The sequence below is a fragment of the Paenibacillus lentus genome, assembly GCF_042714055.1.
Taxonomy (GTDB): Bacteria; Bacillota; Bacilli; order Paenibacillales; family Paenibacillaceae; genus Fontibacillus; species Fontibacillus lentus_A.
Genome location: NZ_JBHGVC010000006.1, coordinates 51,470 through 75,688, shown reverse-complemented (window position 1 = coordinate 75,688; position 24,219 = coordinate 51,470). Strand labels below are relative to the sequence as shown.

General features: G+C 50.4%; 17 protein-coding genes and 1 pseudogene. 14 read left to right on the top strand and 4 right to left on the bottom strand.

What is annotated here, in order from left to right; translation table 11 throughout:
• Positions 1 to 77 precede the first annotated feature (77 nt).
• Positions 78 to 1,598 (bottom strand): response regulator transcription factor, encoded by a 1,521-nt coding sequence (locus ACE3MQ_RS15580; protein ID WP_379394231.1) that lies wholly within the window; start codon positions 1,596 to 1,598, stop codon positions 78 to 80.
• Positions 1,599 to 1,602: 4 nt separating this feature from the next.
• On the bottom strand, positions 1,603 to 3,375 hold the full coding sequence (locus ACE3MQ_RS15575; RefSeq protein WP_379394581.1) for a sensor histidine kinase: 1,773 nt from the start codon (positions 3,373 to 3,375) through the stop codon (positions 1,603 to 1,605).
• 281 nt (positions 3,376 to 3,656) lie between these two features.
• Between ACE3MQ_RS15575 and ACE3MQ_RS15570 the strand changes: the two genes are divergently transcribed.
• The 6 genes from ACE3MQ_RS15570 (at position 3,657) to ACE3MQ_RS15545 (ending at position 11,098) form a co-directional block, all read left to right on the top strand.
• The gene (locus ACE3MQ_RS15570) at positions 3,657 to 5,024 is read left to right on the top strand and encodes an extracellular solute-binding protein (RefSeq protein ID WP_379394229.1); all 1,368 of its coding nucleotides are present in this window, start codon (positions 3,657 to 3,659) and stop codon (positions 5,022 to 5,024) included.
• A gap of 82 nt (positions 5,025 to 5,106) precedes the next feature.
• The gene (locus ACE3MQ_RS15565) at positions 5,107 to 6,000 is read left to right on the top strand and encodes a carbohydrate ABC transporter permease (RefSeq protein WP_379394227.1); all 894 of its coding nucleotides are present in this window, start codon (positions 5,107 to 5,109) and stop codon (positions 5,998 to 6,000) included.
• Positions 6,001 to 6,003: 3 nt separating this feature from the next.
• Positions 6,004 to 6,843 carry a carbohydrate ABC transporter permease gene (locus tag ACE3MQ_RS15560; protein WP_379394225.1) on the top strand — a complete coding sequence of 280 codons (840 nt, stop codon included), beginning with the start codon at positions 6,004 to 6,006 and terminating at the stop codon, positions 6,841 to 6,843.
• A 55-nt stretch (positions 6,844 to 6,898) separates the two neighbouring features.
• Entirely contained in the window at positions 6,899 to 9,415 is a 2,517-nt protein-coding gene (locus ACE3MQ_RS15555) for a beta-mannosidase (protein WP_379394223.1), read from the top strand.
• Positions 9,416 to 9,471: 56 nt separating this feature from the next.
• Positions 9,472 to 10,020: a D-lyxose/D-mannose family sugar isomerase gene (locus tag ACE3MQ_RS15550; RefSeq protein ID WP_379394221.1), complete on the top strand. Its 549-nt coding sequence runs from the start codon at positions 9,472 to 9,474 to the stop codon at positions 10,018 to 10,020.
• Positions 10,021 to 10,057: 37 nt separating this feature from the next.
• On the top strand, positions 10,058 to 11,098 hold the full coding sequence (locus ACE3MQ_RS15545; RefSeq protein ID WP_379394219.1) for an NAD(P)-dependent alcohol dehydrogenase: 1,041 nt from the start codon (positions 10,058 to 10,060) through the stop codon (positions 11,096 to 11,098).
• A 153-nt stretch (positions 11,099 to 11,251) separates the two neighbouring features.
• Here the strand turns inward: ACE3MQ_RS15545 and ACE3MQ_RS27410 are convergent.
• Both ACE3MQ_RS27410 and ACE3MQ_RS15540 read right to left on the bottom strand, forming a co-directional pair.
• Positions 11,252 to 11,344: pseudogene (locus tag ACE3MQ_RS27410) on the bottom strand (transposase); the annotation flags it as partial.
• A gap of 787 nt (positions 11,345 to 12,131) precedes the next feature.
• Positions 12,132 to 12,935 (bottom strand): AraC family transcriptional regulator, encoded by an 804-nt coding sequence (locus tag ACE3MQ_RS15540; protein ID WP_379394579.1) that lies wholly within the window; start codon positions 12,933 to 12,935, stop codon positions 12,132 to 12,134.
• On the opposite strand from ACE3MQ_RS15540, the gene ACE3MQ_RS15535 reads away from it, so the two are divergent.
• The 8 genes from ACE3MQ_RS15535 to ACE3MQ_RS15500 all read left to right on the top strand — a co-directional run bounded on the left by ACE3MQ_RS15535 (position 12,882) and on the right by ACE3MQ_RS15500 (position 24,167).
• Positions 12,882 to 13,187, top strand: a complete 306-nt coding sequence (locus ACE3MQ_RS15535; RefSeq protein ID WP_379394607.1) for a hypothetical protein — start codon at positions 12,882 to 12,884, stop codon at positions 13,185 to 13,187. The two genes, ACE3MQ_RS15540 and ACE3MQ_RS15535, sit on opposite strands and share 54 nt — an antisense overlap.
• A gap of 93 nt (positions 13,188 to 13,280) precedes the next feature.
• Positions 13,281 to 15,413, top strand: coding sequence for a glycoside hydrolase family 52 protein (locus ACE3MQ_RS15530; protein ID WP_379394217.1), 2,133 nt, complete (start codon positions 13,281 to 13,283; stop codon positions 15,411 to 15,413).
• A 158-nt stretch (positions 15,414 to 15,571) separates the two neighbouring features.
• Positions 15,572 to 17,305, top strand: coding sequence for a sensor histidine kinase (locus ACE3MQ_RS15525; protein WP_379394215.1), 1,734 nt, complete (start codon positions 15,572 to 15,574; stop codon positions 17,303 to 17,305).
• Position 17,306: 1 nt separating this feature from the next.
• On the top strand, positions 17,307 to 18,971 hold the full coding sequence (locus ACE3MQ_RS15520; protein ID WP_379394213.1) for a response regulator: 1,665 nt from the start codon (positions 17,307 to 17,309) through the stop codon (positions 18,969 to 18,971).
• A gap of 107 nt (positions 18,972 to 19,078) precedes the next feature.
• Positions 19,079 to 20,743, top strand: coding sequence for an extracellular solute-binding protein (locus ACE3MQ_RS15515; protein ID WP_379394211.1), 1,665 nt, complete (start codon positions 19,079 to 19,081; stop codon positions 20,741 to 20,743).
• 103 nt (positions 20,744 to 20,846) lie between these two features.
• Positions 20,847 to 21,746, top strand: coding sequence for an ABC transporter permease (locus tag ACE3MQ_RS15510; RefSeq protein WP_379394209.1), 900 nt, complete (start codon positions 20,847 to 20,849; stop codon positions 21,744 to 21,746).
• Between the two features lie 12 nt (positions 21,747 to 21,758).
• Positions 21,759 to 22,640 carry a carbohydrate ABC transporter permease gene (locus ACE3MQ_RS15505; protein WP_379394207.1) on the top strand — a complete coding sequence of 294 codons (882 nt, stop codon included), beginning with the start codon at positions 21,759 to 21,761 and terminating at the stop codon, positions 22,638 to 22,640.
• A 36-nt stretch (positions 22,641 to 22,676) separates the two neighbouring features.
• Positions 22,677 to 24,167 (top strand): glycoside hydrolase family 43 protein, encoded by a 1,491-nt coding sequence (locus tag ACE3MQ_RS15500; protein ID WP_379394577.1) that lies wholly within the window; start codon positions 22,677 to 22,679, stop codon positions 24,165 to 24,167.
• Positions 24,168 to 24,219: the final 52 nt, after the last annotated feature.

The window sequence follows — 24,219 nt, the reverse complement described above, 5'->3', positions numbered from 1 at the left end:
AAAGCCGACTATGGTACAGCCCTTTTTTAGTTCTAGAATTCATATGAAAGTATGTCGAGAGATATTTTTCTTCATCGTCAACGATTTAGCATCGGGCTGTTCAGCACCTTGTATTCCTTCGCGCTGACTCCGCATAATTTGCTGAAATAGGCGGAGAAATACTTGTAATCATTGTATCCTACGAGTTCGGCGATTTCGTAATATTTCAAATCGCTATTAAGAATAAGTTCCTTCGCTTTTTCGATGCGGATACGGTTCACCCACTCTTTAAAGGAATAACCGGTTTCGCTTTTGAAGATTCTGCTCAAATAACCGGTGGAAATGTAAACGGCCTTGGCGACATCGGTTAGCTTAAGATCTTTGTTATAATTCTGGCTGATATAATCCAGAGCGGCTGCAAACTGCACATTTTTATAATCCGTCTCCATGTTTAGCTTGGCTAGGCTTAGCATCAGTTCAATAATTTCCTCTGGCGTTTCGGTTTCGGCAACAATTTCCGCCGTTTTGCGGGCGTCGTTTTGCCTTTCCATTACTGCCTCCATCAGCACGATGATCCGGTTCACCGATTCCAGAAAGCGCGACCGCGAGACGGCATTTTGACGCATAAACTCAGCGTATTCCTGGATAGCGATTTCAATATGGGCAGCATTTTTGGACAATACCGCGGAGATGACCTTGCTCTCGCTATTCCGTATCTCACTTAGCCCAACGCTAGGAAACACATCGTTTGGCCGAACCCTCATGTATTCCTGCTCCGTATTCCAGAAGGCAGCGTCCAGCGCACTGTCCAGCAGTGCATAGGAGTCGGAGAACTGCTCCAGCGACTCGATGCGGTTCATTAACACCATACTGTTGCCGAAAATATATGGCTTGAGATTCGCGAGCGCCTTGTCCATAACCTCGTCCGAAACTCCCTGCGCATCAACGTTCAGCACCGCTGCAAGCTTTCCGGCGTCAATGAAGAATACGAAGGGCTCGAACTCTTGAAAAGCTTGCACAAAATGGTTGTACACCGTCCAATCGTCATTTGCAACACAGCGGGCGAGCAACATCGAATAGCAGGAACCCGGCAGCGGCAGATCCAGTTTTTCGGCCTTTTTCTGAAAAGTGTTCCTCGGGATTTCGTTTTTTAAAAATTTCGCAAACAAGGCGGACTTAATTAAATGCTGATTTTCCTTATAAATCGTCTGCATCAGCGCCTGGCGTCCAAACGCAGCATTTTCTTCCGAAATAGCGTCCTTTGCCCGGAGGGCAGCCTCCAGTATTTTGCCGGAATCGGCATTTTTCAGGACGAAGGAGCTTACCTTCACCTCAATCGCGCTCGTAAAGTTCTCCGTATTGCCATAAGCCGAAAGAATGATTACCTTCGTGCGCGGCAAATACTCATTTAATTTTCTGGCCAGCTCAATTCCGCTCATGATCGGCATCTGGATGTCTGCAAAAACGATATCGGGGGAGAGCTGAATGGCCAGCTTCAAGCCATCTTCTCCGTTAGCCGCTTCTCCGACAATTTCCATCCCATGCTCTTCCCACGGAATCGTATAGCGAATTCCCTGACGGATAAATGCCTCGTCGTCAACGAGCAGGATTTTTATCATGTCTTCAGCCCCTTTGTTTTTCATTGTTGTAGTCCGAAAGCGTAATTTCACGGGCATCGGCATCTTCGTCCCTCAGCTTTTGCGTAATTTGGAAGACGCTGAATCCGTCACGTAAAAAACAACCAAGATGAAAGCCCTTTCCATTTTTCAGAGCGATTCGCTCCTTAATGTTCCGTAAAGCAAATCCACGCATGCCGCTGCCCTCTTCCTCCAACAGGCGGTTAATTTCAGCGACGTCCACCGGCGTGCCATTATTCATCACCTCGTAAACAAGCATATTTTCATTCTGGTAAATTCGCACCTTTACGATGCCATGCGTGCTGTTCTTCAGACCGTGGAGCAGTGCGTTTTCGACCAGCGGCTGCAGCAGAAGGCGTAGGACGTAATAAGACTTTAACGTCTCCGGACAGTCGATTTCGAATACGAACTGGTCGCCGTAGCGGATTCGCTGGATGTGGATATAGCAGCTTAGATGCTCTAGCTCTTCCGCCAGTGTCACCATGTCACCGTTGTTGGGGGAGAGCGTCATGCGCATCATTTTCGACATATTTGAAACCATAGAGCTGACATTTTTCGTGTCGCCCATTTCGGACATCCAGTAAATGGTGTCCAGCGTGTTATATAAAAAATGGGGGTTGATCTGCGTTTGCAAGGCGTTTAGCTGTGCTTGCTGTAATTTCAAATTCCCCATGTAGACCTCCTTATACAGAAAGTCCAGCCGCTGCGCCATACGGTTGAAATTGTTGGCCAGCACCGAAATTTCATCATTTCTCTTGACATCGATGCGCACGGAGAAATCTTCGTTTGAAATCGACTTCATGCGCTTGCCCAGCTTGACGAGCGGGGCCGTGATAATCTGGGAAAAAGTGAAGGACAATAGCAGCGTAAACAGGAGCACAAGCACCACCGTCAGCGACAAGCCCTTAAGAAGCGTTTCCTTAATAATGGTCAGAATATTCGGTTTTACAATGCTGTATAGGACGAATGGCGTTCGTTCTATTTTATGGGCAGAGATGAAGTATTGCCCGCTAATCTGCGTGTTGGCCGAGCTCGAAGCAAGCTGGAAAAGATGATGATAGGAGATATCTTTCTCCAGGCTGGAATAGCTTTGGCCGGAACTGGTATCCACAAGGACTCTGTTATTTTCATCGATGATAAAATAGGAAATATCGTGGTTGATCTGATCTGCCATCAGGGTATCGATTAGCTGCTTCCTGCTCATGGCGATTTTGATAAAGCCGAGTTCCTCGGACAAATTGCTGGGATTCCTCAACAATCGGGTTAGAGTAATATGGCTGTATGCTTCGTTTGGCATATCCTGCAGGCTGGAAGCGTCGTGATAATCCCAATAAGGCCTCGACTCACCGGCTCGCGCTGCTTCAAGATCTTCCTTCGATATTTTTAGCGAAATGCCCACATTAATGGAGGCTTGATCCCGTGAAAGAAGAGAAATGCCGCGAATGCCGTTGGAAAAACCATAGGGCATGGAGAGCAAAATGCTGTTGGCGTTGCTGGTCAGCGTGAAATAGTTCTCATCATTCTTCGGCTTGCTCAGGAAGGCTTTCAGATTCGTTTCCATTAATGGATAGGTCGTCAGATCCAGCGCATCGGTAAAAAATTGATCCGCGCTTTTCCCGATTCCATGGATGTGGTTGGAAAAAAGCGCTTGCAAATCTTGTTTCGTGCTCTCATAAAAGATGTTGATCGCTACGGAATAGATTGTAAGAATCGGGATTATCACGAGGCAGATGAAGAACAGCATGAGCTTTTTACGCATGGTCACAGGGCGCACACTCCCCCCTTGATGTTATGAATTTATTCTGTCATTGCGCCGGACAGGTGTCAATTGTCCTATGCCAATTTAATGAGATGGTCATTTTTTGCGATAAATATCAAATTTTAAGGATATAGTTTGTGATATTGACATCGGTTGACCCCATTTTTCTTTTGAATATGACAAAATACAAGGATAATGAAGACAAGAAAGCGGATACAAAATGGTTCTCCCGTCTTCTATAGTTAGGTTATGAAATCAAATATAAGTTTTGGAGGGGCAACATGAAGAAGAAAAAGATCATTCAAATCATCTCATTTCTGGCAGCTCTGTCGTTGCTGCTTTCGGCCTGCGGCAGCGGCAGCAGCAATGGAAGCGGCAATGGCAGCACGACCCCCGGAAACTCCGGTGCGGGCGGGGCAAAGGGAGAACAGATTCAATTGACCTTCTCGCACTATTATTTGGAGGAGGAACGTCCCACAAGCGCAGAAATGGACAGCTACATGACACTGGTTGAAGAGTGGGAAACGAACAATCCGAATGTCAATCTGGTTCAGTCGGTCATGTCGCAGGCGGATTATTCGACAAAAATCCAGGCGCAGGCAGCCGTCAATGAAATACCGGACATCTTCTTCTTAAAAGGCTCCTGGGTGAGCAACTTCGCGAATAACAATCTGCTGATGCCGATCAACGACTACTTGGACAATTATGAGCACAAGGATCAGTTCCGCAAAGGCGTTTTTGATGCGGCTACGCGTGATGGCAACATATATGGTATTCCGAATCAGCTATCGATCACCTCGGTTGTTTTTTATAACGAACAAATGTGGAAAGAGATCGGCTATGACCGTTTTCCGGATAATTGGGAAGACATTTATAAGGCCGCCGAGAAATTTAATGAAAAGGGAATCTCCGCTATCGCGCTTGGCAACAAGGACAAATGGCCGGCTGAATCCAGCATCCTATCGACCATCGGCGACCGTTTCACGGGTACCGATTGGACGAATTCTATTATAGGCCGCGACAACAATGCAAAGTTTACCGACCCTGAGTTTGTAAGCGCACTCGATTTGATGCAGAATATTGCGGCGAACAAGGTGTTTAACCCTGATTTCAATATCATCTCCAATGCGCAGGCCGAGGAATATTACGCACAGGGCAAGGCGGCGGCTACCATTGACGGCCATTGGGCACTTAGCTACCTTCTATCCAATGCCTCGGAGGAAGTGCTGAGCCAGACCAAGGTTGCGATCCTGCCGCCAGTTGATGGCGGAAAGGGAGATAATAACACGATTTCCGGCGGAGCCGGCTGGTATGTGGCGGTGAACAAAAATTTGGAAGGCGCGAAGCTTGACGCGGCTATGGACTTCTTATTCAGCACGGCGGGTTATGACTTTTCCAGAGTTTACGCCGAAAAATACGGCATGACCGGCCCAAGCCTGATTGAAGGTACTGATTTGACACAATTCCCGCAGTTAACCCAGGATTTTGCCGCATTGACCGGCTCCCTGACGTTTACTCCGATTTACGACATGCTGATGGAAGGCTCGATTATCGAAAGCATGAATACAGGTTTGCAGGAAGTGCTGAACGGTACGAAAACAGGCCAAGAGCTGGCCGCGCAGCTTCAGTCCGGGCAGGACAGCCTGTAACCGCCGCGATGGTTCAAGCTGCTGGCACCACTGGCGTGCCGGCAGCTTGCATCCATGCGCTAATTAAGGAGGAAGCAGCTACATGAACCAGGCAATTCGTCCGTCAAGGAAGGCTTTCATATTGTACATGCTGCCGGGCTTTATCCTGTATACCTTTATCGTATTCGTTCCGATCATCCTGGCATTTTATTACGGGTTCTTTGACTGGTCGGGCGGGATGAAGAAGACTTACATTGGCTTGGATAACTTTATAGCTCTGGCTAAGGACGACATTTTCATCCAATCTTTCTTCAACAACATTTACCTTACGGTGCTGTGCATTGTTGGACAAATCGGCTTCGCCTTCTTGTTCGCCATAATGCTGAATACAAGAGGCGTCAGATTCAAGGCTTTGCATAGAACGATGTCCTACTTTCCGTCGGTACTATCGGCGGTCGTCATCGGTTTTATTTGGACGATGCTCTATGACTACAATTACGGTCTGATCAATATTTTTCTCAAGCAAATCGGAAAAGCGGAATGGATTCAGCCCTGGCTGAACAATGAGAGCCTTTCTCTGACATTGGTTGCCATCCCTTTGATTTGGCAATATATCGGATATTACATGATCATCATCCTCTCCGCTCTAGCTTCCATTGACCCGCAGGTACTCGAAATGGCGGAAATCGACGGGGCGAACGGCTGGAAGAAGGCGATCCATATCACGCTTCCTCTCGTAAAGAACACGCTGATCGTCTGCGTGACGCTCTGTATCGCGGGGACGATGAAGGTCTTCGACCACATCTATGTGATGACCGGCGGAGGGCCGGGAACCTCAAGCAATGTGATGGCGTTAAACGCTTATAAGACGTCCTTCCTTAGCTATAAGATGGGTTACGGCAGCGCGATGTCGATCGGCATTCTGATCCTCAGCCTGATATTTATCGCTGGAACGAGATGGCTGCTGCTGAGCTTTACGAAGGACAAGGAGGTGTGAGTGATGGGGGAGAGCAGTAAACGCCGTTTTTTATCCGGGCTAGTCCCTAATCTGGTTTTGGCCGTTTTCTCCATGACCTGCATTTTTCCGGCGATATGGTTATTCTATTCATCGCTTAAAGGGAAGGCCGAGTTCTACGCCAATCCGATTTCTCTGCCGAATAACCCGAATTTTCAGCAATACATTGCGATTCTGACCAAAAGCAAAATCCTGATGTGGATGGGAAACACCATCCGTAACAGCTTCCTGTCATTGGCTATCATCCTGATTCTTGGATTTATTATCGGTTACTTTCTTTCCCGATTCCGATTTAAAGGAAAAAATGCGCTTTACAACTACTACCTGCTCGGGATGCTGGTTCCAATTCATGCCTTAATGGTTCCGATGTATGTGATGTTTACGAAAACCGGGATGGGCGATCAATGGTACACGCTGATTTTGCCTTATGCGGCTTTTGGCTTGCCGATTGCGATTTTCCTGGTGGAGAGCTATGTGCGAAGCATTCCCATTGAAGTAGAGGAGGCTGCCAACATCGATGGCTGCAGCTTCCATCGCACCTTGTTCAGTATCGTGCTTCCGATGTGCCAGCCGATCCTCGTCACCGTCGGTATCATTCAATTTTTTATCGTATGGAATGAATTTACGTTCGCGCTGATCTTGATCAGCAAGGAAACCCTGATGACCGTGCCTGTCGGCATTACACTGTTCAAAGGGCAGTTCGTCACCGATTATCCGAAAATGATGGCATCGATGCTGATCGCGATTTTTCCTGCCATGGCTTTATATTTCGCGTTCTCCAAGCAGATCATCAAAGGCATGGTCGCTGGTTCGGTCAAGGGTTGATTTACACCAATGAAATATGAATTACAACAATTACACATCAAGGATGGGGAGACTTATGAAAAGATTTGACTTAAACGATGCATGGCTTCTGCATGAGGCGCCGCTGCACTGGGGCATAGACAGCCTGGCGGCTGTGAAGGCTTTGAAGGAAGGCTGGTATCCCTGCACGCTTCCGACGGATGTTCGTATTCCTCTCATCGAGCATGGCATTATTCAGGAGCCGCTTGAGTCCGATCATGCGCTCGCCAGCGAATGGATCGAACAACGTTCCTGGTGGTACATCAAGGAGTTCGATGGCGCGGGTATCGATTTTGATAGTGACATTATCGAGCTTGTGATCGAAACGATTGACACAAACAGCGATATTTTCGTAAACGATCAATATATCGGCAGCCATCGCAATGTGCATTATCCGTTCGTCCGCAATATCAAGGACATTCTGACCGCCGGGAAAAACACGCTTACGGTGCGCGTCACTACCGGGCTGGAGGACGTTACCGACAACGATCTGTCGGAGCTCAATTGGGCGGTTTGCCGCGAATACGACAATGGCGGCAAGGATCGCGGCGACTATCGCCGTTCCTACGTAAGGCGTCCGCAATATACGGTAGGCTGGGACTGGGGACCGCGCGTCGTTACCTGCGGGCTTGGCGGAAACGCATATCTGCGCTGCGAGAAAGAGATTGCGGTTCGCGAGGTGAAGCTCGTTACCGTCAGTGCCGCCCAAACTGCCCGGCTTAAAGCGACCGTCAACATCGAAAACCTGGACATCATCGGGACGATAAACTGCGATCTGCAGATCGACATTTCCTATGACGGGCAATCCTGTGTGACGAAGAAGCTTGAGAACCTGCTTCTGACCTCCGGTACGAACTACTTTGACGTAGATCTTGAGGTGGAAAATGCCCGGTTATGGTGGCCTGCAGGGCATGGCGATCATCCGCTGTACGATGTGCGGGTATCCGCGTCGAGCGCGAAGGCGAAGACCGAATATCCGGCGTTTCAATTCGGCATCCGGACGCTCGAGCTGGATACGTCCATCCTGCGCGGCGAAGAGCGCAATTTCCGGCTGATCGTCAACGGCATTCCTATTTTCAGCAAAGGGGGCAACTGGGTTCCGGCTGATTTCATTCATGCGCGCGTTACTGACGAGAAATATGAGACCTTGATCCGCGAGGCCGTAGAAGCGAACTTTAACATGCTGCGCGTTTGGGGCGGCGGGCTGTTTGAGCGGGATATTTTCTACGATCTGTGCGACCGGAACGGCCTGCTGGTGTGGCAGGATTTCATGATGGCGTGCTCCACTTATCCTGACCATAAACGGGAGTTCCGCGATGAGATGCGGGCCGAGATGGATTATCAGACCAAGCGCCTGCGCAACCGGGCATCCATTGCTTTGTTCTGCGGAACCAACGAGGTGCACTGGATCTTCAACAAATATGACAATCCGCGATGGCAGATTGAGTTTAAGCATGAGAAGCAGTACGGCATGTACATCGCGAACATTCTCGCCAAAGAGATTATGTACAACAACTGCTCCCATATTCCTTACTGGAACAGCTCGCCGTACGGCGGGGCGCTTCCAAACGACGATACGGTCGGCGATGTCCATCGCTGGCATAACGCCTTCATGAGCCTCAATATGAACGAGCGCATCGAGCCGATGGACTTCGATACGGTGAACTCCAAATTCGTGAGCGAATACGGCTTCGTCGGCCCTTGTTCTCTGGAGAGCACGATGAAATATTTGGGCGGGGAAGAGATCGATTTCGACAGTGAAGTATGGCAAATGCATTGCAATGTGTTTGAAAAAGGAACCGTCGTCACGGGCATCGCTAAAAACTACCTTGACCGCACCGACAATTTGTCCATCGAGGACTATCTGCTTTACGGCGGCATGGTGCACTCGCTCATGCTTGAGTATTCGCTGGAAGCGATCCGATTCAAGGAGGATTGCGGCGGCGCGCTGTTCTGGATGTACAACGATGCCTGGGGCGAGGTCGGCTGGACGATCATCGATTATTATCTGAGCCGCAAAATCCCGTACTACGGCGTAAAACGCGCTCTGGCCCATACGAAGCTGTCGATGCGCGTGGTGGACGGAAACGTCGTTGTTCAGGGGATGAATGATACGGCAGAAAAGGTGAGTTTTCAAGCGGAATACGGTTATATTTCGTTCGACGGAACAGTTCGGCAGACGAGAACGCTGGAGATTTCCCTTGAGTCGCACAGCCGGACTTACCTGCTTACGGAAAAATTGCCGGATCAGGATTACACCAAGGGCAGCATCATGCTGATTCCTGATTCCGATACGGTGAGCTCGATATCCCTGCGGACAGGCGATATGAAAACGATGGTATTCGATCCATCGCCGCTTGAAATCGTGAGTGATGAGCAGGTCGGAACGGATCGCAAAATTACGCTGACCAGCAAAGGCTTTGCGCATGGCGTATACGTTGCGGGCGGTTATGACTGCTCTGACCTCTACTTCGATCTACTGCCGGGTGAGGTGAAGACGATTACTGTCTATTCTGCAGGCAGTGAATCGCTCAAGTTTACTTCGGTTAGATAAACATTAATAAATTACTAAATTTTCTAAAACACTGGAGATGAGGAGAGACGGCCGTTATGAAAAGATCAGTGTATCAGCATTTTAAGCCAATTATTCTGGATTATTACGACAAGGCCCATATCGTGCTGACCGAACAGGAGAAAGAGAATTTGGAAATCGCCGACTTCGGGCTGGATCAATTCGCGCAGGTGGGGCTTTCCATCGTCACCTTGATCAATACCGACCGCTGCTGTGCGAAGGAGATGGTGCTTTTGCCGGGACAGACCTGTCCCGAGCACAGGCACCCGGCGGTTCCCGAGCTGAATTATCCAGGCAAGGAGGAGACCTTCCGCTGCCGTTACGGCACGGTGTACCTGTACGTGGAAGGCGAGCCCAGCTCGAATATTCGCGGTGTTCTGCCGGAGAGCGGCAAAGAGCATTACTCCGTATTCCATGAAATCGTGCTGAACGAGGGCGAGCAATATACGATTTATCCGAATATGAAGCACTGGTTCCAGGCAGGACCGGCAGGCGCGGTCGTATCTGAATTCAGCACCAGGAGTCTTGACGAATATGACATTTTTGCGGATCCCCGCATTGACCGGATTCCTCGCCTTGAGGACTGATGAATTCAAATAATAACGCAAGATGGAGGCGTTTCTGTTGAACAATCGCGCAGCATTTATGACCGGCCTGAAGCAAATGGAAATCCGCGAAATTCCGGTGCCCGAGCCGAAAGAGAAGGAGGTGCTCGTCAAGCTTGAATACGTAGGCATCTGTGGATCGGACGTGCATTATTACGAGCATGGCAAAATCGGCGACTTTATTGTCAACGGCGATTTTATCCTCGGGCACGAGTGCGCAGGCACGGTCGTCGCTATCGGGAAGGACGTCAAGCAGCTGCAGGTAGGAGACCGCGTAGCTCTGGAGCCGGGCGTGACCTGCGGACAATGCGAATTCTGCAAAAGCGGACGCTACAATCTTTGCCCCGATGTGGAGTTTCTCGCTACGCCGCCTTATCATGGCTGCTTTGAGAACTACATTGCATTTCCAGAGAACATGGCGTTCAAGCTTCCTAATTCTATTACGACCAGAGAGGGCGCGCTGGTCGAGCCGCTTTCAGTAGGCATGCACGCTGCCAAGCAGGGCGGCGTCACCCTCGGCAGCACTGTGGTCATTCTTGGCGCAGGCTGCATCGGACTGACGACATTGCTGGCTTCCAAAGCATTTGGCGCACTCGACATTACTGTCGTGGACGTCATTCCAAAGCGGCTGGATAAGGCGCTGGAGCTTGGCGCAACGCGAGTTATCAATGCGGCCGAGATGGATGCGGTCAAGCTGATTTACGAGCTGACGGACGGTGAAGGCGTGGATATCGTGATGGAGACCGCGGGAGCGGTAAAAACCGTTCAGCAGACGGCGTACATGGTCAAGCGGGGCGGGACAGTCGTGCTGGTCGGCATGGCGCCGCAAGATACCATTGAATACAACTTCGCCAAGCTGCTGGGCAAGGAGGCGGAAATCAAAACCGTGTTCCGCTACCGGAACATCTATCCGCAGGCGATCAAGGCCATGGCCGAAGGGCTCATCGACGTGTCCGGCATCGTGACCCACGAGTACAGATTCGATGAAATTGCCGAGGCGTTTGACGTCAATATCAACCGGAAGAACGACGTCGTAAAGATTGTTATCAAAATCGATTAATTTAGTAAGGTAGATGTAAGGGCCTGTTCCAAACGTAGTTTTTCCAAAGCAGGAACAGATGGAACGAGCAGCACGATTTCACTTTTACGATAAAAAGCGCAAGTTCTCGGGCTATATCAGCCCCGGAATTTGCGCTTTTTGCTTCATAGTGGCCTATTTGAGCATATTATGGGCAAGTGAAAGCCGCCCGACCTCTAGATTTACTTTGGGCAGGCCGCATAGCAGGAAGCGCCGAAATCCTCGATCTGCACTTTATAATGGCGAAGCTTTACATCGTATCCACTTACTGCTTACCCTGCAGTCTTTTAATAGTTCAACACTTGTCTAAATGGATTTATAGTAGTTAGTTTCTACAGTCAAGAAGAAAATGTAAATTTAAATGGATTTCATGTACTTAGAATAAGGAAAATTGCCAATCATGGAATGGATTCTTGATTATAGCTGCATAAAATCCATCTAATCCCCTTAAGCATTCGTTTAGAGCATAACTAGATACATGAAATCCATTTATTGTATGACCTGTACGATAGGTTGGTATACCCAACAGTTTATATAAGAGGACTTAAAGAATGGGGTGCAGGCAAGGGAGAAAATTGATTCCGAAGAACAGAGAGCTTTTTGAAAGAAGGGGGGGCCTCAACCATCTATGATTACTTTCGAGACAGCCCCTTACTTATTTCCTGCTCCCAGGAAAAGAATAACGAATCGTAGGGAGTTTACGTCCGCCTTTGGGAGCCATTTGTCATATCAAAATCTAATCAAGACAAATGGCGGATAACAGCGGCCCGTAGATCGTTATCCTTTCCCCTCATTAAGAGGTTGTCAAAAAGTCAATCTTTGATCACGAAGTAAAACAGGGAGTGTATTCGACATCGAATCTTGAATTCAGCCGAGACAAGCTAATGCTTTCGAAGTATGTTTCCTACGGAAACATTTCAGGTGCTCACGTAGGTTTCGCCTACGCTCCGCTCCTCAGCCTCTAGCTTCATCCAACCTTCTCGGTGCTGAAAGACTTACTTTTTGAACACTTATTTTATATAAACGGATTGTCGCGATAATGATGCTCGACATCGATCTCCCGGCGGTCGGGATGGTTGAGCTTGCGATAGCCCTGCGGGGAAAGGCCTGTCCAGCGTTTGAACTGCTTGCTGAAATGGGAGGCGTCGCGGTAGCCGAGGCGCAGGGCGATTTTTTCCACAGACAGGCTGTAATTCAGCAGCAGCAGCTTGGCCTGGCGGATAATCAGCCCCGACAGGTACTGGCGCGGCGATTTGCCGTAAACCTGGCGGAACACGCGATTGCAGTGGGCAGGGCTGTACCCCAGCTTTGCGGCAACGTCCTCAATGCCGGCTCTCCCTTCGCCGCCAGCTGCTGAAGCGAAAACTAGCCCCTCAAGGTGCTTTTCAATGGCATTGGCGAGCAGAATCACGTTCTCGGGCGGGCTTGGCTCGTACGCCGGCGGGTCATCGGGCAGCTCCGATAAAGCCCATCCGCTAAGAGCGGTGAGCAGGCGGAGCGAGGCGCGAAGCGCATTTAAGCGCTGGCGGTGCGTATCCGGTTCCCCGGAAATCGTAGAGCGGATGAAGTCGTCCAGCGCCTGCCGAACGCCCGATATTTCTGCCGTATCTCCCGTAAGAATGACCGAACCCGCCATCATTAGGGAGCGTCTCAGGGATGAATCGTCGATATCAAAATTAAGGGCGTAATATGCCATTCCTTCCGGCCCGCCGGAGCCCTGGCTGGAATGCTCTACGCCGGGGCGGATGAACAAGATGTCCCCGGTTTGCTGCAGAAAGGGGCGGCCGGCAACAGTCATATGCTGCTCGCCTTCCAGCACGATATTGATTTCAAACGCGCGGTGCTGATGCACAGGATAACGCCAGGCGGCGTTGACTTTGCGCCAGTGGGTGGCATAAATGCGGAAGGCGGCCTGAATATCCGGAGACATGATGCTGTCCATGGTGTTGGGTATGCCGGTATAATCCATCATGATCGGAACCTCGTCTACTTTGAATTGGTAGCTTTATTATATCATACGGCAAAAGGGCAATCTGGACGGCGGACGTCCGTTTTGCCCATTTTGTCGTAAGGTTTGACCCTGTTCCTCCGCGAATGTAAGCCTTACCATAGATTTTGAACCCTATGGATTTTAGGAGAATCGCATAAAAGGAGTGTCCGAGGCATGACGCCGAAAAACCAGTTTTTTAACGCCCATCATTCGCCGATCGGGGCTTTTGCCAGTTTTACCTTAGGCTTTCCCGAGGCAGGCGGGGGATTCGATTTGGAGCTGGGCCAGTCGCCTATGCAAAATGTGTACATCGGCCTTGAACGGGAGGATGGCGGCGGTTACGATTCGCTGCCGTTCCATGAAATGACGGGAGAGGATGACCGCAAGCGCTATGACGTGGAGAAGGAAGATGATTCTGCCGTCAAAAAGAAGCGGAGGATCATCCATCATTTCCCCCGGGAAGAGATCAAGCGGGATTTCCGGCTGGCGACCGACAGCTGGAGTGCAGGCGGCCTGACCTTCCGCATCATCTCGCAGGTGCGCTCTGTTCCCGATCCGAAGACCGCTTCCGAGCAGGAATTGAAGGATGTGCTCGTCCCCGCAGTTCTGGTAGAGGTGGAAGTGGATAATACAGGATGCAGCCGGTCAAGACGAGCCTTCTTCGGCTTTCGCAAGAACGATCCTGCAGGCTCCATGCGCAGGCTGGATGATGTGTCGGATCGGCTCTCCGGGATCGGGCAGGGCCGTTTCATCGCGATTGCGGCCGAGCGCGGGACGGCGCAATCCGGGCTATATTTCAATATAGAGGAAATTCTCAGACCGGCGCATGAAGAGAACTGGGGCTTCGGGCTCGGCTCGTCCGGGGCTATGCTGATGGACGTTCCGGCTGGGACGAGGCAGACCTATCGTTTTGCCGTTTGCTTCCATCGGGCCGGAGATGTAACTACCGGAATAGATGCGAGCTATTATTATAATCGCTTCTTCCCGAATATCGAATCGGTCGCCGAATATGCCTTGTCCAGGTTTGACGCTCTGAAGGAGGAGGCGGAGCGAGCGAATAATTTAATCGATAAATCCTCCTTGAACGAGGATCAGGCCTTCATGCTGGCCCATGCCATTCGCAGCTATTACGGCTCCACGCAGCTGCTGGATTATAACAGCGAGCCCTTCTGGGTGGTCAACGAAGGCGAATACCGGATGATGAACACCTTCGATTTGACGGTGGATCAGCTGTATTATGAGCTGCGGATGAATCCGTGGACGGTGCGCAATGAGCTGGATATGTTCGTGGAACGCTTCAGCTATGAGGATACCGTTACCTTTCCGGGAGATAGCACCGAGTATCCGGGAGGAATCAGCTTTACGCATGATATGGGCGTCAACAATTCCGTGTCCCGCGCGGGCCATTCTTCATACGAGATATACGGTCTGGACGGCTGCTTCTCGCATATGACCCATGAGCAGCTGGTGAACTGGATATTATGTGCCGCAGCGTATTATGAAGCGACGAAAGACGCCGGGTGGATGGAGCAAAACATGGGCATTGTCGAGCGCTGTCTCGATAGCATGCTGAACAGAGATCACCCTGATCCGGCACAGCGGAACGGCATCATGGGGCTGGACAGCTCACGAACGAAAGGCGGCGCCGAAATTACCACATACGACAGCCTGGATGTATCTCTCGGCCAAGCGCGCAACAATATTTATTTGGCGGGCAAATCCTGGGCGGCTTATGTGGCCATGGAGAAGCTGTTTGCAGAGTTCGGCAGGCCGGATCAAGCGCGGACAGCAGGGGAACAAGCGGCAAAATGCGCAGCAACGCTTGCGGCATGCGTCACGGATCAAGGTTATATTCCAGCCGTCATCGGGGAAGGCAACGATTCCAAAATCATTCCAGCGATTGAAGGGCTGATATTCCCGTATGTGACGGGCTGTCGTGATGCATTGGAGCGGCATGGCCGCTACGGAGCATATATCGAGGTGCTGGATCGGCACCTGCGAAGCGTGCTGCAGGAGGGAATCTGCCTCTTCGAAGACGGGGGCTGGAAGCTGTCCTCAACGAGCAACAACAGCTGGCTGAGCAAGATTTATTTGTGCCAGTTCATCGCCCGGCAAATTCTGGGCCTATCCTGGGATGAGCAGGGCCGCAAAGCCGACAAAGCCCATGTGAAATGGCTGACGGATCCAGAGCTCTCGATCTGGAGCTGGAGCGATCAAATTATTTCGGGGCAAATTACGGGAAGCAAATATTATCCGCGGGGCGTAACGGCCATATTGTGGTTGGAGGAGAGCGCAGCGGAGATATAGACGCGGCATACTCGACTGCAGGAGCAGCCACAAATGCAACAGCAAGCGAAAGGCAAACGCGAGTTCGAATGGAGCTGCAGTCGTATTAGGAGTTATCAGCCTTCGATAGGGAACAAGCCTATATAGAAGGCTCTTTTCTATTTTGTGGGGGGGAGATTATGAATCTGAATCATCCATGGAAAAAAAACGTGCTCAAAAGATTGATCCTCTCGTTTATTTGCATTCTTCTTCCGCTCTACATCCTCAGCATGATCATTTATAACTGGGGGGTTCGTACTTTGAAGGACGAAATCTCCAAATCGATGATCTCGCAGGTATCGCAATATTACAGCGGACTGGAAGAGGAGTTCAAAAGAATTCAAACGCTGCAGTATGATGTCTTGAGCGATGATAATCTGAACGCGCTGGGCGCCATCCCGGAATCGATGAATGATATCGAGAAAATGCAGAGCATTCTGCGCCTGCAGCAGCGGCTTAACGCCATACGGAACAGCAGCGCCTATATCGTCGATGTGTATGCCTATATCCCGGCGATCCAAAAAAATGTATCCGCTTTAACGATTTCCACGTTTGACTCGCAGGAATTTAATGAATTCAAGAATATTCCACTATCCCTGGATGCGAAGCTGATCAATGTGAATGGAAAAACCTATTTGAGCGCCTCCTATCCTTTCGTTACGCCGGAGAGCAAAAAATGGCCGATCTTTATCGTTGCCATTGAAATATCCAAGGAAAAGCTGAAGGAAAATCTGAAAATGATGGTCAATTCCCCGGGAGAGGGATTGATCTTTAAAAGCTCGCAGTTTGAAATCACGACTAGCCATGACGCGCACTTCGATCTGGAAACCGCAGCCCAAATGTTAAGCAATGTTGATAATAGCACGGCGCAGACTGTCGCTATAGAAGATAAGCAATATTTAGCCGTCTACAGCTACTCGCATTTCTTTGGAGCGGTGTTAAGTAAATATGTTCCGGTTCATGCGGTATTCCAACCGCTCGAAAAATACCGAAGCTGGTTTGTTCTCTTGGCTGCGGTCTCTTTTGTCATTATCGTAATTTACTCCTTATACGTTTACAAATACATTCACAAGCCGCTGTACAAGCTGGTTAAGGCTTTCCGCAAAGTCGAGCATGGGGATTTTGACGAGCAAATCGATCATGATTTCAACGATGAGTTTCAGTACATTTACACTCGTTTTAACGCCATGCTGGATAATTTGAAATCCTTGATCGATCAGGTGTACAAACAGCAGCTATTGACGCATAAGGCCGAGCTGAAGCAGCTTCAGTCCCAGATTAATCCGCATTTTTTATACAACAGCTTCTTCATTCTCAACACGATGACCCGTTTGGGCGATTACGACAATCTGGAGCGGTTCACGAATCAGCTCGGGGAATATTTCCAGTTCGTTACGCGGGGCGACTCCGACGAGGTGCTGCTGGGAAAAGAAGTCAATCATGCGAAGGTGTATTCCGAAATCCAGGCGATGCGGTTCGCGAAGCGGAACCGGGTCGAATTCGGCGATTTGCCGGATCATGCAGGACATATTATGGTGCCAAGGCTTATTTTGCAGCCGATTATTGAGAACGCATTCAAATACGGGCTGGAGAAAAAAAGCGCAAACGGTATTTTAAGAGTGCAAATCGTTAGGGATCAAAACGAGCTGCAGTTGATCGTGGAGGATAACGGCGAGGAGTTGGACGACGAGCAGCTCCGTATTCTGAACGAGTGCTTGTTCCGACCGGATGAGGCGGAGACCACGGGCCTGCTTAATATTCATCAGAGAGTCCGTTTGAAGTTCGGGAAGGACAGCGGATTATATATGGAACGAAGCGAATTGGGCGGTTTAAAGGCGACGATTCGCATCGTGATCACGGATGGAGGGATGTAATATGTACAGGCTTTTGGTCGTTGACGACGAAATGATCATTGCCGACGGGTTATATGAGGTGCTTTCGAATTTGCCTCAATTGGAGCTGGATGTATACAAAGCTTATTCCGGGGATGAGGCGGTTCGACAGTTCGAGCGGACGCGTTTTGATATCGTGCTTACCGATATCCGGATGCCGGGCCTCGACGGCCTGCAGCTTTTGGACAAAATCAGGGAGAGATGGCCGAGCTGCAGAGTGATTTTCCTGACAGGACATAATGAATTCTCCTATATTTATTCCGCTTTTCAGTACGAAGGAGTCAGCTATTTATTGAAGACCGAAGGCTACGAGAAAGTGATTCAGATGGTAGAGCAGGCGGTCATGGATATTGAGACGGAGCTGAAGGCGGAGGCGTTGCTCCAGAAGGCGCAGGAGCAGCTCGACGCGACAAGGGAATTGCTGCAAAAAGACTATATCAAAGGAATTTTGAACGAGCAGCTTGGGGTGCAGGAGATTAACCAGAAGCAGTTTGATGAGCTGGCCATACCGCTTCAGGCGGATGGGCCTGTCCTGATTATGCTGGGCAGGGTCAACAGCTTTGCCAGCGGGCTGACCTATGCGACAAAGTCCAGGCAGCTCTATAGAATCAGACTGATTGCCAATCAGTACTTGTCCGCCCGCGTCTCGTATGTTGACGTTGTGAATGAGAGCATGGATCCGATCTGGCTGATCCAGCCTCTTCAAGGAAGCTCCGGAGAAGAAGGCTGGCATCGAACCATGACGTTCATGAAGGGGAGCCTGGAACTGATCCAATCGGCGTGCCGCGAATCGCTAGGCGAGGTGCTGTCTTTTGTTCTTGACGATAGTCCGGTGGTCTGGACAGGTGTCGCGGAGCGCTTTTCCATGCTGAATATGCTGATGAATTACCGGATCGGGCAAGGCTGCGGCATGCTGCTTCTCGATAAGCACATGATCGAGCAGGAGCTTCAGCCATCAGGCGACGGACAGCGCGAGAAGTCGCTCGTGCGTCATGCCAAGCTGGGCCTGCTTGCCGATCAATTGGAGTACGGGCAGCGGGCGGAATTCAGGGCAGCACTGCTCGAATGCGCGGCGGCACTTGCGGATATCGACAGTATGCACCATATCCCCGCCCAGGAGCTGTACTATTCCATAGGGTTGGTATTTATGTCCTATATGAATCGCTGGAACCTGGTAGAGACGGTAGCGGCAAGGATTGGCCTGCACAAGCTGATGCAGCCGGGAGAGCATGAGTCCTGGAAGCTCGCTTTTGACTATCTGATCCATGTCGGGGACATGCTGTTCAGCCTGCAGAGTCAGGAGGAAGAGAGAAGGGCAAGACATGTCATTACCGTCATCCAGAAGCATGTTCAGGAGCATCTGCATGATCCCGACGAGATTTCGCTCGTCCGATTGGCGGAGCTCGTCTACTTTAATCCGTCCTATCTTTCCCGACTGTTCAAGCAGGTGACCGGAACGAATTTATCTGAATATATCTCTTCGTCCCGCATGACGAGAGCCAAGAGGCTTCTTGAAAATTCCGATGCCAAAATTCAGGACGTCGCGGAGCTCGTCGGTTACGGAACGGCAACGAACTTTACGCGATCCTTCCGCAAGGCAACTCATATGACACCTCAGGAATATCGGGCTTCCATGCTCAACAAGTAAATTGCTGATTCAAATGTCAAGAGATGAATATTGAATGAGAGCGGTTGCAGAACTACCATTAAATATACAAGGGCCCTATACATCTTACAGCTTTCAGGGAGGTTCATATGAAAAAAAGAGGGAAAATGAAAAAGTCGGCAGTTCTATGCTTGGCAGGGTTGATGCTATTGACGGCATGCGGATCGGGAGGCGCGAAGGATGGGAATTCGCCAGCGGCTGCGCCGGATCCGGCCAGCTCCAATGTGGATTTGATGGCGAAATACGAGCCGCCCGTAGACATTACGGCTTGGCGCTATACGGAATCAACGTATAAGTACGAGAACAACGATACGATCGAAGACAATATTTATACCCGTACTTACTTAAGCGATCTCGGCATCAATTTGAAATATGTCTGGACCGTTCCCGTCGAGCAGTTCGATCAGAAAATGAACGTATCGATTGCCTCGGGAGATTTGCCCGATATTATGTGGCTGAAGAACAAGCAGCTTACGGACTTGGCCGAGAACGACATGCTTTACGATTTGACGGATTTGTTCGAAAAGTACGCTTCACCGATTACGAAGGAAATCATGCTGCAGGATGAGGCCAGCTTCAATACGGCGAAGATCGGCGGCAAACTGATGGCGATTCCGCATACGTCTTCTGCGGTTGACGGGTTGCCGATATTGTATGTCCGTACCGATTGGTTAGAGAAGCTCGGCCTACCTGAACCGCAAACGATGCAGGATGCGCTGGCTATTGCGGAAGCATTTACAAAGAACGACCCGGACGACAACGGCAAGGACGATACGTTCGGCCTGGCTCTCACCAAAACGTTTTTGACGGATGCCCATTTCGGGACGTCGGGATTCTTTTCCGGTTATCATGTGAATCCTGGCAAATGGGTCAAGGATGAATCCGGTCAGCTCGTGTATGGCAGCATTCAACCGGGCGTAAAGGATGCGCTGAAACAGCTTCAGGATTTGTATGCCCAGGGCATGCTGGATCGGGAGTTCGGCGTTAAGGATCGGGCGAAGGTCACCGAATCCGTGGCCAGCGGCAAAGTAGGCATGTTCTATGGCTCCATGTCGGCTCCACTGTCCATCATCCAGCAGAATGTCGACAATGACCCGAATGCCGAGTGGAAAGCTATACCGCTCGTGTCCGTGGACGATAAGAAGGCTACCCCTATAGGTAAAATGCCGATTACAAGATACTACGGGGTGAGCAAGGATAGCAAGCATCCGGAAGCGATCATCAAGCTGCTGAATTTCAGCATGCAGGGTTATGACCCGGAAGCAGCTCAGGAGAACAGCAAATTCGGGATTACCGACACGAACATTCCGGTATATCTGTATAGTTTGATTAGTGCCGATCCGGCTAAGAAAAACCTGAACGCTCATCTCAATACGATGAAGGCTCTGGAGTCGAATGATCCATCCCAGCTGTCCGTCGAGGAGAAGGGCTACTACGATAGAATCGTCGACTACCGCGGAGGCAACAGAGCCAACTGGGGAACGGAGCGCGTATTCGGCTCGCCGAGCAGCTTCGATGTGATCGATCATTACGTGCAGGAAGACAATTATATCTTCGACGCTTTCTACGGGGCGCCAACCCCAACGATGGTCGAGAAGCTCGCCACGCTGGAGAAGATGGAAGAAGAGGTATTCACCAAAATCATTATGGGGCAATCGCTGGATAACTTCGACAAGTTCGTGGAGGACTGGAAGAAGCTTGGCGGAGAGCAGATTACGAAGGAAGTCAACGAATGGGCTGAGAAAAACAAATAGAAGGCTGGAAACGGTTGGATAAGAGGGCGATGAAAAGGGAAGAAAGGGGCAACTCTATTTTCCCTTTTTATTGTCAGCATGGTTATGAATTGGAGGAACCGTTATGAGAATGAAAAAGAAATTGCAGGAACTTCCTCTGCATCTTATGATTTTGCCCGGCATTATTTTAACAGTGATCTTTAGTTATATCCCCATTATGGGGTCGGTGATCGCCTTTCAAAAATTTGTTCCCTCCAAAGGGATTTTCAATTCCAAATGGATCGGACTCGACAATTTCCGTTACATGCTGGACATGCCGAATTTTACGAGCGTGTTGTGGAATACGATCTTTATCGCCGTATTAAAAATTATCGCAGGACTAATTGTCCCGATTATATTTGCGCTGCTGCTCAATGAGCTGGCGGGAGCCTTTTTCAAACGGACGATTCAAACGATCATTTATTTTCCTTACTTCCTGTCCTGGGTTATTCTGGGCGGGATCCTGATCGATATTTTGTCTCCCTCGAGCGGGATCGTGAATCAGTTTTTAGGCGTGCTCGGCATCGAGCCGATCTTTTTCCTGGGGGATGACAAATGGTTCCCTTATACCCTGGTATTAACCGATACCTGGAAAACCTTCGGCTACGGCACGATCGTGTATTTGGCCGCCTTGACGGGAATTGACCAGAGCTTGTATGAAGCGGCTACCATGGACGGAGCGAATCGCTGGAAGCAAATGATTCACATCACGCTGCCCGGCATGCTGCCGATCATCACGCTAATGACCGTGCTTAGCTTGGGGAATGTGCTGAATGCGGGCTTCGAGCAGGTGTTCAACCTGTACAGCCCTATGGTTTACAGTACGGGGGACATCATCGATACGCTAGTGTACCGGATCGGTCTGGTGGATGCGCAATACGGCGTGGCGACGGCGGTTGGTTTGTTCAAATCGCTCATCTCCTTCGTCTTGATCGTCCTGTCCAATAAGCTGGCCAATAAGTATGCCGGATACAGGGTTTTTTAAGGGGGAGAAGGAATGCACAAAACTTCAATCAGTCGAAAATTATTTCTAACGTTCAACTACATCCTGCTAAGCCTTACGGCCATTGTATGTATACTGCCGTTAATTAACGTGCTCGCCATCTCATTCAGCTCCAGCAGCGCTGCGGCCGCCGGGTTCGTCAAGCTGTGGCCCGTGGATTTTACAATCGCTTCATATAAATATGCGCTGACCAAAAATGAATTTCTGACCGGCTTTTTCGTTTCAGGCAAAAGAGTGCTGCTTGGCTACATCGTCAATATGCTCATTACCATTTCGATCGCCTATCCGCTTTCCAAGGAGAAGAAGGCGCTGGGCATGCGAAATGTGTATGCCTGGTTTTTCATCATCACGATGCTGTTCCACGGCGGGCTGATTCCGACTTACATGACGATCAAATCCGTAGGTCTGCTGGATACGATATGGGCGCTTGTGCTGCCAGGGGCCGTGCCGGTCTTCAATGTCATTTTGCTAATGAATTTTTTCCGCAACCTGCCTAAAGAGATCGAGGAAGCGGCTTATATCGACGGGGCCGGGCATTGGCGCGTGCTGTGGAGCATTTATTGTCCGCTCTCGAAGCCGGCTTTGGCGACCATTTCGCTGTTTGTTCTCGTAGGACACTGGAACTCCTGGTTCGACGGCTTGATCTACATGAACTCGCCTGCCAATTACCCGCTGCAGAGTTATTTGCAGACGATCATCATCGAGGTGGATCCCAGCATCGTCAGCTCAAATGAGCTGCTGGATATGTCGGAAATATCGAACCGGACGTTTAAATCGGCTCAGGTGTTTTTGGCGGCCTTCCCGATTTTGATCGTGTATCCGTTCCTGCAGAAGTATTTTATGAAGGGACTTGTGTTTGGAAGCGTTAAAGGATGAGGCTTTTAAAGATAAAGGAGTGGAAAAAGGGTGGATATGAACCAAATGATGACAATGCCTGCTTGGGGAGATCTCGGCAACGGCTATTATCGCAATCCCGTGCTGAATGCGGATTTCTCCGATCCTGACGTTATCCGCGTGGGCGATGATTTCTATATGGTATGCTCGGACTTTCACTTCATGGGCATGCCGGTGCTGCATTCCAGGGATTTGGTCAACTGGTCGATCATCGGCAAGGTATATGAGCGGCTGGACATCGATCCGGCGTATGACGAGATGCGGGCCTATGCCAAAGGAAGCTGGGCGCCCGCGCTCCGCTACCATGAGGGGTTATTCTATGTTTATTTCTGTACGCCGGATGAGGGGCTTTACATGAGCACGGCCAAGGATCCGGCCGGGCCCTGGAGTCCGCTCCATGAAGTGAAGCGCGTTGCCGGATGGGAGGATCCCTGCCCGTTCTGGGATGAGGACGGCAATGCCTATCTCGGCCATAGTACGGTCGGAGCGGGCCCGATTATTATCCGCCGCATGAGTGCGGACGGCAAGACGCTGCTGGATGACGGCGTCATTGTCTATGTAGGCAAAATTGCGGAAGGAACGAAAATATACAAAAGAAACGGGTATTATTATTTGGTTATTCCAGAGGGCGGCGTAGAGACGGGCTGGCAAACCGTGCTTCGCTCGAGGGATATATATGGGCCGTATGAACGCCGGGTCGTCCTCCAAAAGGGGGCTACCGATATCAATGGCCCGCACCAGGGGGCATTGGTAGAGCTGGACAGTGGGGAATCGTGGTTCATGCACTTCCAAAGCGCCGGCGTGATCGGAAGGGTATGCCACCTTCAGCCGGTGGAGTGGGTGGACGACTGGCCTGTCATCGGTGCGGGGGGAGAACCCGTGACCGTGTACGCCAAGCCCACCGTCGCAGAGAATCACCCGGTTCGGCTGCCGCAAACCTCGGATGCATTTGCGGGGCCCGAGCTCGGCCTGCAGTGGCAGTGGAACCACAACCCGGTAGGGGAAGGCTGGTCTTTGGGCGAAAGGCCGGGGTATTTGCGGCTGAAGGCGATGCGGGCGCCAGAGCTGCTGCAGGCCAGGAACACCTTGACTCAGAAGCTGATCGGAAGCAAAGGGATCGTCTGTACCGAGCTTAGCTTTACGCATATGAAGGCGGGGCAAAGGGCGGGATTGGCCTTCCTCTGCGCCCGGGAAGAGAACTGGATCGGCGTCGTGACGGAGGAAGGGGGCAGCTTCCTTCGGGCCGTTACGGGCGGAACAGTATTCCATGGCCCGAGGCTTGCCGGTGAGACGGTCTGGTTGAAGAGCCATATCGATTTATTGGGAGAGGCTCGCTTCTGCTTCAGTCTGGATGGGATAACGTATATTCCGCTAGGAGGCGAGTGTCGCATGAGCGCTGGCTTCTGGAAGGGAGCTCGTGTCGGATTGTTTAATTATACGACCGAAGAGGAAGGCGGCTGCGCGGATTTTCACGGGTTCCGCTACGAGCATGATGGCCCGTTGGAGTAAGGGTTGGCAAATGCCAATCCATACCTAATCCCGCTAATTATTTCGCAAAGAG

What these genes read in the sequence shown, in the direction of transcription:
- ACE3MQ_RS15580 (WP_379394231.1), bottom strand. Translation starts at nt 1,598, where the DNA reads ATGATAAAAATCCTGCTCGTTGACGACGAGGCATTTATCCGTCAGGGA.
- ACE3MQ_RS15575 (WP_379394581.1), bottom strand. Translation starts at nt 3,375, where the DNA reads ATGCGTAAAAAGCTCATGCTGTTCTTCATCTGCCTCGTGATAATCCCG.
- ACE3MQ_RS15570 (WP_379394229.1), top strand. Translation starts at nt 3,657, where the DNA reads ATGAAGAAGAAAAAGATCATTCAAATCATCTCATTTCTGGCAGCTCTG.
- ACE3MQ_RS15565 (WP_379394227.1), top strand. Translation starts at nt 5,107, where the DNA reads ATGAACCAGGCAATTCGTCCGTCAAGGAAGGCTTTCATATTGTACATG.
- ACE3MQ_RS15560 (WP_379394225.1), top strand. Translation starts at nt 6,004, where the DNA reads ATGGGGGAGAGCAGTAAACGCCGTTTTTTATCCGGGCTAGTCCCTAAT.
- ACE3MQ_RS15555 (WP_379394223.1), top strand. Translation starts at nt 6,899, where the DNA reads ATGAAAAGATTTGACTTAAACGATGCATGGCTTCTGCATGAGGCGCCG.
- ACE3MQ_RS15550 (WP_379394221.1), top strand. Translation starts at nt 9,472, where the DNA reads ATGAAAAGATCAGTGTATCAGCATTTTAAGCCAATTATTCTGGATTAT.
- ACE3MQ_RS15530 (WP_379394217.1), top strand. Translation starts at nt 13,281, where the DNA reads ATGACGCCGAAAAACCAGTTTTTTAACGCCCATCATTCGCCGATCGGG.
- ACE3MQ_RS15525 (WP_379394215.1), top strand. Translation starts at nt 15,572, where the DNA reads ATGAATCTGAATCATCCATGGAAAAAAAACGTGCTCAAAAGATTGATC.
- ACE3MQ_RS15520 (WP_379394213.1), top strand. Translation starts at nt 17,307, where the DNA reads ATGTACAGGCTTTTGGTCGTTGACGACGAAATGATCATTGCCGACGGG.
- ACE3MQ_RS15515 (WP_379394211.1), top strand. Translation starts at nt 19,079, where the DNA reads ATGAAAAAAAGAGGGAAAATGAAAAAGTCGGCAGTTCTATGCTTGGCA.
- ACE3MQ_RS15510 (WP_379394209.1), top strand. Translation starts at nt 20,847, where the DNA reads ATGAGAATGAAAAAGAAATTGCAGGAACTTCCTCTGCATCTTATGATT.
- ACE3MQ_RS15505 (WP_379394207.1), top strand. Translation starts at nt 21,759, where the DNA reads ATGCACAAAACTTCAATCAGTCGAAAATTATTTCTAACGTTCAACTAC.
- ACE3MQ_RS15500 (WP_379394577.1), top strand. Translation starts at nt 22,677, where the DNA reads ATGAACCAAATGATGACAATGCCTGCTTGGGGAGATCTCGGCAACGGC.